Raw genomic sequence first — 15851 nt, 5'->3', positions numbered from 1 at the left:
GTATAGCGCTACAGAATTGTCGAATTAGCGTAGACGAACGTAGCCGCGCTGTTTCTGTTTTGCTTTACATACACATGCGGTGAAGATTACGTCAGTTGAACTGTTCAGCGCTGTTTCGGCTGAATCTTGAATTACACCAATGATGAAACCAACCGCAACCACTTGCATCGCGATTTCATTCGGGATACCAAACAGGCCACATGCCAGTGGGATAAGCAGTAATGAACCACCTGCTACGCCTGATGCGCCACATGCTGATACTGCAGCGACGATGCTGAGTAGTAGCGCTGTCATGATATCAACCGGCACTTCCATGGTGTGAACTGCAGCTAGAGTTAAGGTAGTAATCGTGATTGCCGCGCCAGCCATGTTGATGGTCGCGCCAAGCGGGATTGATACTGAGTAAGTATCTTCATCCAGTTTTAGCTTCTCACATAACGCCATGTTTACTGGGATGTTTGCAGCACTTGAACGAGTAAAGAATGCCGTTACGCCGCTTTCGTGTAAACATTGAAGAACCAGTGGGTATGGGTTTTCGCCTGTTTTCACCATCACGATGAGCGGGTTAACGACTAACGCGATGATGGCCATTGAACCTAGTAGAACGCCCAGTAGATGTGCGTAACCCATTAGCGCTTCGAAACCAGTCGTCGCTAACGTAGCTGACACTAAACCAAAGATACCAAATGGCGCTAGACGAATAATGAAGCGAACGATCTGTGATACGCCGTGGCTAAGATCTTCAAATACCGCTTTGGTTGTATCAGACGCATGGTGAAGCGCCAAACCAAGGCCAACGGCCCAAGCTAGAATACCGATGTAGTTCGCACTCATTAGTGCATTTACTGGGTTATCGACCAATTTGAATAGTAGTGTGTGCATCACTTCCGCAATACCTTGCGGCGGGGTCGTACCTTCAGCGCCTGAAACCAGTGTCAAAGTGGTAGGGAAAAGGAAACTCATGAGAACAGCAGTCAGTGCGGCTGTAAAGGTACCAAATAGGTAGAGTACGACGATAGGGCGCATGTAAGTGTGTTGGTTTTTCTTTTGGTTGGCGATAGACGCTGCCACCAAGATAAACACCAAAATTGGCGCGACAGCTTTTAATGCGCCAACAAATAGCTCACCCAACATGCCTACGCTTTTTGCGTGTTCAGGAGAGTAGGTGGCCAATGCTGCACCCAATAGGATACCGACTAAGATTTGCAGGACGAGATTGCCTCTAGCAAAGCGTGCTAAGAAAGAATATTGCATAGTATTACCTTGTATAGGTTTTGTTTTAATAGTGGTTTTGCTTTGTCAGGTGGCAGAGCACACTACCAACTTTGAAAGCGGTGATGCCCATCTCAATGTGTGATTGATTAATTTCTCTACTGGAAATGTAAACAGGTACTTATCTTGATGAGTATCGTCAGCGAACGGTTGCTGAACGAAACATACTAGCGGCTTGAGATATTGTGTCTATAAATAATTGGATTTTGGTATTAAAAATTACAAAATGTCACGAAGTGTGAATTTTATGTTGCTGTTAAACGTTTGCGGCGTGCAAAAGAAAAGGGGCTTATAGCCCCTTGGAATAAAGATGTCGAAATCAGTAACCGGTTTTTAAACTGCGGCTGTGTGATTGAGTGACTTTGCAGAATTTGGTGAACTCTTTGCTTTTTGCTCTTTGTTCGGCCAACGAGCTGCTATTGCGCTCTTGTTCACGCATTAGCTTTAGAAAGTTATTCACGCGTCGCTCATCGATGACCCCTTGCTCAAGCGCTTTGTTCACTGCGCAGCCTGGTTCGTTACTGTGTTGGCAATCAGAGAATCGACACTGCTCGACGAGCGCCTGTACATCAGAGAATGTTTGCTCCACTCCCTCAGCGCAGTCGTGAATTTGTAATTCACGCATTCCCGGAGTGTCGATTAACACACCGCCGCTGTTGAGTAGATGAATCGAACGACTGGTGGTGGTATGACGGCCTTTGCTGTCACTTTCACGAATGCCGCCAGTACTTTGAGCTTGTTCGCCGAGTAACGAGTTGACCAGCGTTGATTTGCCAACACCGGATGAACCCATAAAAGCGACGGTCCTACCTAGCCCACACCAAGCGTGTAATACTTGGCACTGGCTCGCATCTAGTGCGTTGACCATTTCAACCATGAGCATTGGGTCAAGCGCTTGTACTTGCGCCCGTTTGTCTTGGCTATCTTGACACAAATCGGCTTTGGTCAGCACGACAACTGGCTCGACTTGTGCTTCATGTGCGATGGCTAAGTAACGTTCAATGCGGCTTAGGTTAAAGTCGTCATTTAACGAACAAACGATAAATAGGGTTGAGACGTTGGCTGCGATCAACTGCTCTGCCACTTTGCTACCAGCGGCTTTGCGGCTAAACAGGGATTGCCTTTCTAACAGGCGTACAAACTGTTCATTTTCATCCAGTACCACCCAGTCACCTACCGTCATCTCAGGTAAGGATTTATGAATGGGTAATGAGCTTTCGCCGTTTTCACTCATTAGTTGATAACCGCTACGGTGATGAGCCGAAATTCGGGCAAAGTGATGCTGCTCTAGATCTTCTAGAGTAAGTTGTTGTTGAAATAAATTGTTCCAGCCAAGTTGATTAAGTGTATGTGGCTGAGAATTTTGAGTATTCATTGGTTACCCCAAGCATGCAGTTTTGTACTGCTATAAAGCTTTGTAGGGTCAGAATCGTAGACCCCGGTTGAGTATCACCGGGCAAAGAGGGAGGGAAGGAAAGTTTAAAGCGCCTTCGCTATTTTTGCCGGGTGGGTAAGTAATACAATCATGATGTTCCTCCATTAGGTTAATTGCGGCTAAATATAGCAAAAGAGATGGGGAAATGCCCATCTCTTTTTCGGATTAATGGTGGTGCTTCATACCACTCATTACTTTTTTGATTGGCGCAGAAAATATCTGCTTGTGGCCGTTAGCAAAGACTACCTCAACATCAATGCTGCCACCTTCAATCAGGGGCTTGTTTAGCTCAAACAGCATGATGTGAAGGCTACCTGGTTCAAGTGACGTTTTACTTTGAGCAGGTATTGTTATCTGTTTTACTTGGCGCATTTTCATCACATCGCCTTCATTGATGACGTCATGCAGTTCGACTTTTCCTGCTACAGGAGTAGAGGCTGAAACAATTGTTCGGTCGATATCAGTCGGGTTCATCAGTTCGACGAAAACGGCGCTGGTTGCAGCATTCGGTGGGGTTGCGCGTGCGTATGGGTGATGAGCCATAATATCCATACTGGCGTGCGCCAGCGGAGCGATAAGCGCCCCCAGTAGTATCAAAGTGTTGAGCTTCATTATTATTTTCCTTGATCAGTAATGGTTTGAATTGCGTGCAAGATTGGCGCAGGAGAAAGCGTGTGAGGCACTTTGGTAATCAGCGTGCCATCGGGTTTTAAAAAGTAGAAATAGGAGTTGTGATCAAGTGTGTATTTTAACTCCGATTCAGGCAGTTCGGTTTTCTTAAAGATCACCCCGTAACGGTTTGCGATAGATTCGGTGGTGGCCATATCAGCGGATAATCCATTCAGCGCAGGGTGAAAGTATTGTGCGTATTGATGAGCCAGTTCGCCACTGTCTCTATCTGGGTCTAAAGAGATAAAAATAGGGCTGAACTGTTCAATAATGTTGGGTTCGAGTTGGTTGAGCGCGCCTGCCAACATAGCAAGTGATGTTGGGCAAACATCGGGACAGCGGGTAAAACCGAAGTAGACAATACGAGTGCGGGAGTCTCGCTGATTGTACAGGTCAAAGGATTGATTTGTCCCTTGGCTAAATATAGCGCTGGTGTTTGTGGTTGCCTCGGTCTGTTCAGTGGTATTTAGGTAGAGTTTTAACCCCATACCAAGTGCGAAAGCCAGTAATAAAATCGTAATCCAACGTTTACTCATCGAGCCATCCTTAGAGAGATATAAACATGAGTCTGCCCATCGGTAACATAGCCTTGCCATGTCATATCTGTCGTGGTGCAGGCGGGCAGTAAAATTTCAGCTTGGTAGTGATTATCCGTTGTGGGTTTTAATTGGTATTTCACCGTTCCCATATCCATTTCGACACCATCTAAGGTCAAGTTTAGAGCAGTTGCGCGGCTATTTGGCCATTGTGCCGAAATAGTGAAAGGAACTAAGGGCTGGACGATATCGCGGTTGGAAGCGATAGTGATGTCACCCTGGATACAAGGTTGTGACGTCAGCGAGCAATATTGCACTGATGTGTCAGCGGAGGGTTTCATCGCCATGTAAATATCCTTGGCATAGAAACCAAGCGCTAAGGCAAAGATGGCGACCAATAGAGAGAAAAGCTTCTTCATAAAATGATATGGCTAATGAATGAAACCTAATCTTATCACTCCGGCAACAATTGGACTGTGCTTTATAACAAATGTGTGCCGTTTATCATGGTGTTAGTGTGCTATCGACATAAAAAAAGGAGAAGCAGTGCTTCTCCAAGGGCAGTGAAAAAGTAGTGTTATAAAACAGTCAGTGTTTTGACTTCGAACTGATCATTTTCAAACAGCTCTCTTTCGTATTCGCCAGAAATTCTCACCATGTCTTTGTCAGAAAAACTCACCGCTTGCTTCGCTTTCAATTCAATTTCGATTTCATCAGTTCCGTCTGAGAAGACGTAAGTTTTTGGGCTTATTTGTTTGATGATGTGGCCTTCGAGCGTGAATTTTTGATCGTCAAACCAACTTTGCTGCTCGAGCATATCTGCAATGGTTGTTGTAGCTACCGGCCCAGTGTATTGAATGGTGGATTTGGTCATTTTGTAGTGGTCATCTTGGCTGTTCTTACGATCCGCGCCATCATCAAAAGCAAATGCAGCACCTGTACTACCAATGATAAGTGCCGAGGCAATAGTAGAAGCAACAATGGCTTGTTTGTGATTAATACCGATGTGTGACATTTTTTGTTTAGCGTGAGCAACGATTGTTTGAATGTTCATAATGATTCCCTCTTCAGGCAGTAATTCTTGATTTCATGATTCAGTTTACGGATTGCATCTGAATGGGGAGTGAGTGCGCGGTTCATATTGAGTTAACCAAGAGGCGCGAAAAGGTGTTCTTTATTGCTTTTATAGCTCAGTTAGCCAATATCTTTTGGTGAAATATTTTGCAATCATTTGCCAAACTGAGATGTCGCATATTTGAACCAAGCACAAAATTTACGTGTAACCTTATGTTTGTTTATGAGGGCTGAATTTATAGACACTCGCAAACCAGTTTTAATCTCAGAAAATTTATAAATCTTGAACTAAACATGTTAGTTGATGCTCTTTTTTGAGCAGGATATTTCGTATAACTCTAAATATATATGGAAATAAACTCATGAGTTTAAAACTAACAACGGTCTATGCTGGCTGTGCTGCGGCTTTATTATCAGCACAAGTCATGGCGGCACCCGCGGTGCCAAGTATAGATATCAATGGCTCTAATAATTTACAATTTTCAAAAATCGAACTGGCGATGGAAACCACCGCTGGATACAACCAAATGGTCAAATATTATGACCAAGCGGACGTGGCGATAAAATTCAATCAGTGGAGTGGCACGCCTGGCGACACGTACAACATCTACTTTGATGGTGTAAACGTGGCGAGTGGCGCGATCACGGGAAGCACCACCACTGCAAACTTTAAGTATGGCACTGGCGGCCGCTATCAATTGGTTGTCGAAGCGTGTGATGCAACGGGTTGTACTCAAAGCCAACCCGCGACTCTTGTTGTTGCGGATACCGATGGTGCTCACCTTGACCCATTGACAATGAACATTGACCCTAACAACAAAACCTATAATACCGATCCAAATACGGTCGTCGGTACTTACTTTGTTGAATGGGGTATTTATGGCCGTGATTTCACGGTAGACAACATTCCGGCTGATAACTTAACGCACATTCTTTATGGCTTCATTCCAATCTGTGGTCCTAATGAATCGGTAAAGAGTGTCGGTGGCAACAGCTACAATGCATTGATGACGGCTTGTCAGGGTGTTCCTGATTATGAAGTCGTTATTCATGACCCTTGGGCGGCTTACCAAAAGTCATTCCCACAAGCAGGGCATGAGTACGCATCTCCTATCAAGGGTAACTATGCCATGTTGATGGCGCTGAAAAAGCGTAACCCTGATCTGAAAATTATCCCTTCAATTGGTGGCTGGACACTGTCTGACCCATTCTATGATTTCACTAACAAAGCCAACCGTGATGTGTTTGTCGCGTCGGTTAAGCGTTTCCTAAAAACATGGAAATTCTATGATGGTGTTGACATTGACTGGGAATTCCCTGGTGGTGGCGGTGCGGCACCTAACCTAGGCGACCCGGTGAATGATGGCCCAGCTTACATTGCCTTGATGCGCGAGCTGCGTGCAATGCTAGATACGTTGCAAGCAGAAACAGGCCGTACTTATGAGCTTACTTCTGCGATCGGTGTCGGTTACGATAAGATTGAAGACGTAAATTACGGTGAAGCGATCCAGTACATGGATTACATCTTCGCTATGACTTACGACTTCTATGGTGCGTGGAACAACGTATTAGGCCATCAAACCGCGATCAATTGCGGAACGTTTATGCGCCCTGGTCAGTGTGATGGCACAGGTGTGGATGAAAACGGTAAGCCGTATGAAGGGCCTGCCTATACGACCGACAATGGCATTCAGTTGCTGTTAGCTCAAGGTGTACCAGCGAATAAGTTGGTGGTAGGTACAGCAATGTACGGACGAGGCTGGGAAGGTGTAATGCCAGAGTCTCTAACCGTACCGGGCGACCCTATGACTGGTGTTGGTAACGGTAAGTTGAAAGGCTCAACTGCTCAAGGTGTTTGGGAAGATGGCGTTATCGATTACAAAGGTATTAAGGCGAATATGCTCGGAGCTAACAACACGGGTATTAATGGCTTTGAATACGGCTATGATGAGCAGGCTGAAGCGCCTTGGGTTTGGAACCGTTCGAACGGTAAGTTAATCACCTTCGATGATGATCGTTCGGTGAAAGCGAAAGGTGCTTATGTACGTAATCTTGGCCTAGCCGGTTTGTTCTCATGGGAAATTGATGCAGATAATGGCGACATATTAAATGCGATGCATGAAGGTCTCGCAAGTGCTCCTCCGGGCAACCGCGCGCCAATCGCTTCTGCTGGAGTCGATCAAACTGTCGTATCGGCAACAGCGGTGACTTTAGATGCCAGTGCATCTAAAGATAGCGACGGCACGATTGCTAGCTACCAATGGACCCAAGTTTCAGGTGAGCCAGTTGTGCTAACAGGAGCAACCACGGCACAAGCAAGCTTTGTTGCACCAACGGTTACACAGAATTCTGTATTGGTGTTTGAAGTGACAGTGACTGATAACGAAGCGGCATCAGCGACTGATCGCGTTACGGTGACGGTTGTGAGTGAACTGCCAGTGAACACGCCACCAGTAGCAGCTATCGTAGCTCCTGCGACAGCCAATGCGGGTGATACCGTTGTGGTCGATGCCTCTACTTCAACAGATGCGGATAATGACCCTCTTACTTACTCTTGGTCGATTCCTGCTGGTCTGAATGCGCAAATTAATGGTGCTCAGGTAACATTCATCGCGCCTGATTACACTGTTGATACCACGTTAGCGTTCGCGGTAGAAGTGAGTGATGGCCAAGCAGCTAGTACTGCAAATGTCAGTGTTCTAGTGAACAAGAAATCTGGTGGTGCGTGTACTGATCTTTGGGATGCAGCAACGGTTTATGTTGGTGGTGACCAAGTATCTTGGGACGGTAAGCGTTGGGAAGCCAAATGGTGGACTCAAGGTGAAGCACCAAGCACAGCCGGCTCTGGCGTATGGAAAGAGTTAGGTGTGGCGACGTGCCCGACTAATTAATTGGCTTTAGTTCAAATTTAATTAGCCTAAACAAAAAGCGCCAACCACTTATGGTTGGCGCTTTTAATTTCGAGTTTGTTTTAGGTGTTTACTGCTCTCACTTTGCCTTGCATAAGATTATTGAGAACTTCGGCTTTTGGCCCATCAGCTATGATGCAGCCTTTCTCCATCACTACCACGCGATCGACCACATCCAACATGGATGTTTTATGGGTGATCAGTATCAGCGTTTCACTTTCTTTCAATTGCGCTAGCTGCTGCTTAATGTGCATTTCTGAGCGGTTATCCATTGCGCTGGTGGGTTCGTCCATCAGTAGCACTGGCGGACGGCCTAACAGAGCGCGTGCAATTGACACCGCTTGTCGTTGACCACCTGAAAGCAATAGGCCGCCTTCACCTACTTGTCGCTCTAAGCCCGCTGGATCTTGTTGAGTAAATACAGTCACGCCTGCTCGGTTGGCTGCGTCCATTACATCGCGGTCATCCGCTAATGGGCGACCAAGCGTGATGTTGTCACGTATTGAACCGTAGAACAGATGATAGTCTTGCGGAACACAGCCGATATTGCGTCGGATATCCACATGATGAAGTTGGTCGATATCAGTTTCATCGATACGGACGTGGCCTTCGGTCGGCTTATATAAACCTAAAATCAAACGCTCTAAGGTTGTTTTACCAGAACCAATACGACCAATAATTGCGACCTTTTCACCCGGGTTAATGGTCAAGCTCAGGTTACGTATCGAGGCAATTGGCGAGTCAGGGTAGTGGAAAGTCACTTTATCCAACTCAATTTTACCTTGAACTATTGGACGGTGGATGTAGCGTTTGCCTTCTTCTTGCTCATCGGGCATTGCCATCACTTGCTCGATGATGGTCATTGACGATTTGGCCTGATTGTAGCGTGTAGAAAGCAATGACAGCTGAACCATAGGGCCAATCGCGCGGCCACTCAGCATAGTCGCTGCTATTAAGCCACCCATAGTCAGTTCACCTTCCGCGATGAGGTAAACACCAAGGATGATCATGCCGACATTAGAGGCTTGCTGTACAAATCCGGCGGTATTTTGAATACCATCTGTGATGCGGCGGCTTTTGATATTCCAGTTTGCCATGTGAGCGACGGCTTCTTCCCAGCGGTATTGGAATTGGCTTTGCGCACCAAACAGCTTCACGGTTTCTAAGCCTGATAAGCTTTCAATTAAGTTTGCGTACTTTTGCGACGCTAGGCGTGAGCCTTCTTCGATTGTCTGACGCAGTGGGCCTTGAATCAGTAACGAGTAAATCACAAGGATAAGCACACCTGCGATAGGTACCAATACAAGGTTGCCAGCCATTAGCCAAATTAACAGTAAGAAGAGAATCGCGAATGGTAAATCAATCAAAGAACCAATGGTTGCGGAGGTAAAGAACTCGCGAATCGATTCAAACTCTTGCAAGTGACGGGCAAAAGCGCCTACTGAAGGTGGGCGTGATTCCATGCGAATACCTAGCACTTTGCTAAACAGTTTGGATGAAATCAGGATGTCAGATTTTTTGCCTGCGACATCGATAAAGTAGCTGCGCATTAGCTTGAGAACTAAATCGAAGAGGAAGATGACAAAGATACCGCTTGCCAGTACCCAGAGGGTTTCGAAGGCTAAATTTGGTACCACTTTGTCATATACCAAACGAGTAAACATCGGTGCGGCTACAGCGAACAAGTTAATCAGAATTGAGGCAATCAACACGTCACGGTAAATGGACTTTGATTGCCAAATAGTACTCCAGAACCAATGACCTTCTTTGGTTTTTAATACTTCTGGAGATCGTTCGTCGTAACGAAACTGCTTTTTAACTAGGAAATAGCGCCCGGCATACTGCTCATTGAGTTCTTCAATCGGAATAGAAACGGGCACTAGGCCAGACTCACCGGTAACAATCTCTACTTCTTTCTGATCGGCGCTGAAACTGTTAAGAACGCAGGCATCACCGCCTTTGAGTAGCAGTACAACCGGCAGTACAAGCCCTGAAATACTATTTAGAGTGGCTCGATTCTCTTTCGCGACTAACCCCGCTCGTTCTGCTGAGCGAGGGAATAAGAATGGCGTAAGTTTGCCATCCGAAAGTGGCAGACCATTGATAAGCGCTTCTGGAGAATTCGCCAACCCGTAATAACGGCTAACGTAGATAAGCGAATTTAGTAGCGGATCCTGCATACACTAAGCCTTAGTCTATTTATCAACAATGAAGCCTTGGAAAACTTCGATAAAGTGCTCAGACAAGAAGTCTAACTGAGTTTGAGTCTCTACTCGCGAAGCAATGGTTTTGATGCCAAGGTTATGTGCGGTACGCGAGATCGACGTTAGAGTAAATTTCTGTTTTTCATCATCAAGGTGATGGGTGTACAGATAGTCAAGTTTTACATACGCCGGACGGAACTCGTTAATATAATCAAGTGATTGGAAGTTACGGCCGTAATTATCAACACCGAAATCCGCACCAGCGGCACGAACCGCATTACAGAACAGAGCGGTGTAATGAGGTGTGTGTACAAAGCAGTTTTCAGGGATTTCAAAATGGAGTAGGTGCGCAATTGATTTGTGCTTGGTAAGCAGTTGACTAACCCAGCGGATAAAGCTTGGCTGCGCAATACTTGATTGTGCAATGTTAATTGCTAATGGAGACTCAAATTCGCCTTGTTCAAGTTTGGTCGCCATTGCACCAATCACGTATTGGTCAAACAGATGGCTGGCATCCAGTTGTTCGAGAGCGAACAGGTATTGGTTGGCGCTGTAACGTTTGTCACCATGCTCAATCGCAGTGAACACTTCTGCGTGGTAAGTTTGTCCCCAACTGTTGTTGGCTGATTGCACTCGGAAGGTAAACCATTCGTTGCTGATGGCTTCATCCACCAAGGTCTTCCACTGCTGTTTACCCATAAGATCGCCAGATTGATCACTGGAGATATAGCCAAAGTGTTCTTCAGGATTACCTTTGGCAGACGCCAATGCATTATCAAGAATGGTCAAGATCTCAGAGCTAGTGTTGCCACTCTTATTATGTACAACGCCAAGGGCAAATTCAGGTGAGGCCATGCCGGTTGGGTCTGAGTTGAGATCTTGCACGTAAGTTACAATGCTGCCGGCGATCAGTTTAAGTTCACTGTCGTCCATGTTAGGCAAGATAAAACCAAACTCGTCAGAAGAGATGCGGGCTAGAATGATGTCAGGCGAGTTTAGAGACAACTTAATGTGATCCGCCAACTCGCGCACCATGTTGTCGCCACTTTCGTAGCCTTTTTCTTCGTACAAATCTTTGATGAATGTCGCTTCAAGCAGTGCCACACCACCGTAACCGCCTTCACCTAGCCATGCATTAAGCTGGCTCATGTAGTAAGCACGGTTACCCAAGTTTGATACGGTATCAATGTAGGCGCGCTCGCGAAGTTGCTGAGCTTCTCTTGCTTGATCTTTAAATGCCTGTTCAACCTGAGCCGACATGCTGTTGATGCCATCCACAACGCTGATTAGGTCAACGGTGTTTGGGCGTGGTAGCGGATCGCCAAATTGATTTTTGGCCACTTGCTCCATTTTTTTCACGATGTTTTGCAGTGGACGCAGTGCGCGCTGCAAGATAAATGAAATGGCAAATACACCGATTAAAAAGACTAAGCAGAAAACAATAACCAAGTCTTCGAAGGCTTTCCATAGCTGGGCATAGGCATCACCAGGGTGGCTAACAATTTCGACTTCTGCCAGTTGCATCCAACCGCTTGTGACTACGCGACTATCATGGATTTTGCTAAACAGTCCTAGATTGGTGAACCAAGATGGCACGTTATTCGGCTTGATAGGGTAGGTACGAACTATTTCGTCATCCGAATCTAGAAAGTGCAGGCGAACCACGGAGTAGCTACTGCCATCAAACAGAGCATTAATGACCGATTCGACCGCGACGGTATCTTTGTTCTGTAAATAGGGGGCGAGCGCTAAGCCAACAGTATTGATGGTGTTGTTTACCTCAGAGCGTTGCTGCTGCTCAAGGTTATTACGGGTGGTGTTAAATTCTATGACAAACACCGACACCATGAGCAGCATAAACACTGCAAGCATCCCCGCGATAAGTTGTTTATATAAAGTCATATTATCTACTCATCGAAATTTACAATTGGTTTGTTTAATTTGAGTGATTTCTCTCTGGCACGGAGGTCATTCCATAAACTGAGGCGTGATGACTTCCCTGCCAACTGTCCGTTTTTTGATTTCATAAGCCAAAGATTGCGACCATTAAAACTGTATATCGGTAGCAGATCGCGACGACTGGACGCGGTTTTTATCTCTGGGTTGATATTATCCAATATCACGGGCTCGGCACTGGGTGTTGAGTAATACGCTAGAACCATGTGGAACTGGTTCAAAGTGATCGCTTTAACATACACCAGACGGAGTTTCTTATCTGAGACTCCTAATTCCAATAAAGAGAAATACTTAGCAATAGTAAAGTCTTCACAATCTCCGGCGTTACTGCCCAAAAATTCCAGTGGTGTTGCCCAGTAGTCGTTTTTCCCCCACAGCCGATCGTCGTTGACGAAATTCAGCTGATTAAAAAATCGATTCACTTGGGTCAGTTTTTGTTTTTCTGACAAGCTTTTAAAGCGAGCCATTTCTGTTCGCCAAGTGGTGACTCGTTTGGCTGCGCGCTCTCCATAGACACGTCCAACCGCATCAACGAGTTGTTGTTCTTTACTGTTTAGCGCCATCGAAGCACCGGAGCTAAACAGGACTAAGCCAGCAATTGTCGCGTACTTCATTTGTTGGGCAATTCGCGACATAACAGGGTTGATCTTGGCGCCCAATTTACTCTTTAAGTGCATTGGTTTTGGCGCTAAGGATCGGTTTAAGAAGGTAATTCATCACTGTGCGTTTGCCGGTAATGATGTCAACTGATGCAGTCATACCGGGGATGATAGGTAGAGAATTATCTTCGCTTAAGCTGGTTTCAGAAGTGCGGACACGAACTAAGTAGAAGCTATTGCCTTCTTCATCGGTTGTTGTGTCGGCACTGATATGTTCAAGTACCCCTACAAGGCCGCCATATTTTGTGAAGTCGTAGGCGCTGAATTTTACGATGGCGTGTAATTCAGGGCGAAGGAAGGCGATATCTTGCGGGGCAATTTTGGCTTCAACTAATAGCGTGTCTTCACTTGGTACAATCTCAACAATGTCCATACCCGGCTGAATGACGCCACCGACTGTATTAATGTTGAGGGTTTTTACTGTGCCAGTCACGGGGGAGATAACCACAGTTCGGTTAACTCGGTCTTCTAAACCTACAGTGGACTCTGTCATTGCTGATAGGCGGTCTTGCGCTTCGTTGAGCTTTTCTTGTTGCTCAGAGCGGAATTTCTGCGCTGCATCGATACGGCTGAGCATGGACTCGCGAATAGCGGATTTCAGTACCGGGACTTTTAACTCACTCGAGGTCATCTCTCGGCGAGTATCGTTGACTTGGCGCTGTAGTTTGAGCAGTTCAATACGTGGTACGACCCCTTCTTCTGCGAGAGGGCGAGTGATGTCTAACTCTTTACGGGCGAAGTTATAGCTGCTGCGTAGGTTTCTTACGCGCGCTTGAATTTCAACTAAGTCTTGTTGTTTTTGTTTCACTTGCTGGTCGATAAGAGAAATCTGGTTTCTGAGGTTGTTAAGATCTTGGCGATATTCCGCTTGCTGACGCGCGACGAGCTGTGGTTTTTTCTCGGCAAACTCTAAAGGGAAGGCGAGTTTACTGTAATCTAGGATGACGTTTTTTTGCCAGTTGTCTGAATTAAAGTCTTCGTTAATCGTCACACTGGTAAGGGAAGCGGAGAGCTGTAATACATTGGCGGTTAAGTTGGCGACTTGTTGCTCGCGCTCGCGAAAGTCTGAGCGAAAACGAGTGTCATCGATGAGCAGTAATTGTTGACCTTTTTCGACCACTTCACCTTCACGGACGAGGATTTCTTTGACCAATCCGCCTTCTAAGTTTTGCACGACTTGAATTTGCGAAGAGGGAACAACTTTACCTTGCCCGACGGTTACTTTGTCGATCTCTGCCCAAGACGCCCAAGCCACTGCTATGATGAAAAAAAGTAGCATCAGCCAAAGCATGATACGTGCACTGCTTGGGGTATTTAAAAGTAAGGCGGCAGTCTTGTCATCTACGTAGTCTAGCTCGTTGTTGTCGAGACGGTCGTAACTGCTTTTACTCATTCGTCTATCCTATTAAATACGAAGGTATTTGATTGATTTTATTACCTTAACACATCCATGTTAAGAAGTTGCTATTAAAACGTTGTCCTGTAATTGAGACTTTAGAAAATTAAAGAGTGACGAGTTTCATAACCAATTAAGATAAGTTTAGACGCTAAATGAGAAAGGGTATTGAGTTATCAATAATATGCGCGCACAATCACCAAAAAAATGTGCAGGAGATGAGATGGAACTTGAAGATATTCGCCGCGAATACACCCAAGGCGGCTTGCGTCGTAAAGATTTGCAGAAAGATCCTATTGATCAGTTTAATTTTTGGTTACAGCAAGCAGTGGATGCGAAGCTGATGGACCCAACGGCCATGACTGTTGCGACTGTGGATGAAACAGGTCAACCTTACCAACGAATTGTATTGCTAAAGCACTGCGATGCTCGTGGGTTTGTTTTCTACACCAACTTAGGCAGTCGCAAAGCGCAACATATTGAGCACAACGCAAAAGTGAGCCTACATTTTCCTTGGCACAACTTAGAGCGACAAGTGAACGTGGTCGGTGTGGCAGAAAAGCTAAGCGCTGCTGAAAACATCAAATACTTTACTTCTCGTCCGAAAGAGAGCCAAATTGCGGCGATTGCCAGTAAGCAAAGCAGCCGAATTTCGGCGCGTGGTGTACTAGAGGGTAAGTTTCTAGAGCTGAAACAGAAGTTTGCTAAAGGCGAAATCCCTGTGCCATCTTTCTGGGGAGGATTCCGCATTCGACCGACTAGCATTGAGTTTTGGCAAGGAGGCGAGCATCGCCTTCATGACCGATTCTTATACTCTCACGATGATGACAAGTGGGATATCGACCGACTTGCGCCATAGAGCTAAACAATAGAAAACGCCGCTGAATAAGCGGCGTTTTTGTTTTATATAGAGTCACAATTACATTTAGCTGCGCTTAGTGATTCGGCTCGTTGTGTAAAATAACAGACAGCTGTCTTTTTAGCAGAGATTGCGGGATGATTGAGCCATAGCCTCTCTCTAGGGCAAGATCGATCAAATGCGCTTTACTGTGCGCGCCGAATTTGGCTCTTAATCGAGCGACATAGCTTTCTAACGTCTTAATCGAGATGTTCATCGCCGATGCAATATAAGTCGGCTTCTTACCGTAAAGCAGCAAAAATAGCGCTTCTCGTTCACGCTGGGTGAGTTTTTCTGTAGCGTGCTGCAGATGATCGCTGTTGGCCAGTTGGCAAATATCATCCAAACCTGTAGCGCGACATACCCAGTGTCCGACTTCAAGAATTGCCGTTTCCGTCAGGTCTTGCCCATAAAAGATGCTGCCTTGCACCTTTCCTTGCTCATCAAGCCATGGTTTTTTCGTAAAGATATGAGCTCGCCAACTGCCATCGGGGTAGGGGTGAATATCGAGCACTTTGAGTGAATGGCCGGTTGTAACCACGTATTGATCTTGTTGTTGAAAGTCTTTGGCGCAGTTCGAGGTTTGGCATGGAACATCGAAGTCCGCTTTGCCGATCAGCTGTTCTACAGAGTCAAAACCGACTAAATTTGCGTAGGCAAGGTTTGCGCACACAAAAACAGAATTGCGATCTTTACAGCCCCAGTAGCCGGGCAATTGGCTCATCAATGAAGAGAGGTTTTGGTCCATCCGATCGACTCTTTTTATAATAGTTATAGATATGACATCAGAGGCTTATAGTTTAAGGTATTCAAGGAGTTGAGGAAATAAAAAAAGCCAGATAT

The 15851-nt window shown here is 45.8% G+C and carries 13 protein-coding genes; 2 read left to right on the top strand and 11 right to left on the bottom strand.

Annotated elements, in window-relative coordinates; genetic code table 11:
• Positions 1–24 precede the first annotated feature (24 nt).
• From sstT to MU515_RS11180, 6 genes are all read right to left on the bottom strand, one after another.
• Positions 25–1254: a serine/threonine transporter SstT gene (gene sstT, locus MU515_RS11205; RefSeq protein ID WP_260260508.1), complete on the bottom strand. Its 1230-nt coding sequence runs from the start codon at positions 1252–1254 to the stop codon at positions 25–27.
• Positions 1255–1591: 337 nt separating this feature from the next.
• Complete coding sequence (rsgA, locus tag MU515_RS11200) at positions 1592–2647, bottom strand: ribosome small subunit-dependent GTPase A (protein ID WP_260260507.1); 1056 nt, start codon at positions 2645–2647, stop codon at positions 1592–1594.
• A 225-nt stretch (positions 2648–2872) separates the two neighbouring features.
• Positions 2873–3319 carry a copper chaperone PCu(A)C gene (locus MU515_RS11195; RefSeq protein ID WP_260260506.1) on the bottom strand — a complete coding sequence of 149 codons (447 nt, stop codon included), beginning with the start codon at positions 3317–3319 and terminating at the stop codon, positions 2873–2875.
• A gap of 2 nt (positions 3320–3321) precedes the next feature.
• Positions 3322–3912: an SCO family protein gene (locus MU515_RS11190; RefSeq protein ID WP_260260505.1), complete on the bottom strand. Its 591-nt coding sequence runs from the start codon at positions 3910–3912 to the stop codon at positions 3322–3324.
• Complete coding sequence (locus tag MU515_RS11185) at positions 3909–4331, bottom strand: hypothetical protein (RefSeq protein ID WP_260260504.1); 423 nt, start codon at positions 4329–4331, stop codon at positions 3909–3911. Before MU515_RS11185 ends, MU515_RS11190 begins: the two co-directional genes overlap by 4 nt.
• Positions 4332–4489: 158 nt before the next feature.
• Positions 4490–4966 carry a YgiW/YdeI family stress tolerance OB fold protein gene (locus MU515_RS11180; RefSeq protein ID WP_260260503.1) on the bottom strand — a complete coding sequence of 159 codons (477 nt, stop codon included), beginning with the start codon at positions 4964–4966 and terminating at the stop codon, positions 4490–4492.
• Positions 4967–5348: 382 nt separating this feature from the next.
• Here MU515_RS11180 and MU515_RS11175 point away from each other — a divergent pair, with 382 nt between their 5' ends.
• Positions 5349–7877 (top strand): glycosyl hydrolase family 18 protein, encoded by a 2529-nt coding sequence (locus MU515_RS11175; RefSeq protein WP_432816141.1) that lies wholly within the window; start codon positions 5349–5351, stop codon positions 7875–7877.
• Positions 7878–7957: 80 nt separating this feature from the next.
• Here the strand turns inward: MU515_RS11175 and MU515_RS11170 are convergent, their stop codons facing one another.
• Genes MU515_RS11170 through MU515_RS11155 form a run of 4 tightly spaced genes read right to left on the bottom strand, consistent with a single transcriptional unit; the run spans position 7958 to position 14107 of the window.
• Positions 7958–10075, bottom strand: coding sequence for a type I secretion system permease/ATPase (locus MU515_RS11170; protein ID WP_260260502.1), 2118 nt, complete (start codon positions 10073–10075; stop codon positions 7958–7960).
• Positions 10076–10090: 15 nt separating this feature from the next.
• Positions 10091–12001 (bottom strand): bifunctional diguanylate cyclase/phosphodiesterase, encoded by a 1911-nt coding sequence (locus tag MU515_RS11165; RefSeq protein ID WP_260260501.1) that lies wholly within the window; start codon positions 11999–12001, stop codon positions 10091–10093.
• Between the two features lie 5 nt (positions 12002–12006).
• Positions 12007–12669 carry a transglutaminase-like cysteine peptidase gene (locus MU515_RS11160; RefSeq protein ID WP_260260558.1) on the bottom strand — a complete coding sequence of 221 codons (663 nt, stop codon included), beginning with the start codon at positions 12667–12669 and terminating at the stop codon, positions 12007–12009.
• A gap of 46 nt (positions 12670–12715) precedes the next feature.
• A complete protein-coding gene (locus MU515_RS11155; RefSeq protein ID WP_260260500.1) occupies positions 12716–14107 on the bottom strand; it encodes an HlyD family type I secretion periplasmic adaptor subunit in 1392 nt (463 codons plus the stop codon).
• A 226-nt stretch (positions 14108–14333) separates the two neighbouring features.
• Between MU515_RS11155 and pdxH the strand changes: the two genes are divergently transcribed.
• On the top strand, positions 14334–14969 hold the full coding sequence (pdxH, locus tag MU515_RS11150) for a pyridoxamine 5'-phosphate oxidase (protein WP_260260499.1): 636 nt from the start codon (positions 14334–14336) through the stop codon (positions 14967–14969).
• Between the two features lie 76 nt (positions 14970–15045).
• Here pdxH and MU515_RS11145 read toward each other — a convergent pair whose 3' ends face one another.
• Entirely contained in the window at positions 15046–15756 is a 711-nt protein-coding gene (locus MU515_RS11145) for a helix-turn-helix transcriptional regulator (protein WP_260260498.1), read from the bottom strand.
• Positions 15757–15851 lie beyond the last annotated feature (95 nt).

Source organism: Vibrio intestinalis (genome assembly GCF_025195085.2).
Lineage (GTDB): Bacteria > Pseudomonadota > Gammaproteobacteria > Enterobacterales > Vibrionaceae > Vibrio > Vibrio intestinalis.
Note: the sequence above shows the minus strand (reverse complement) of the source record. Positions and strands in the feature narration are given on the sequence as shown.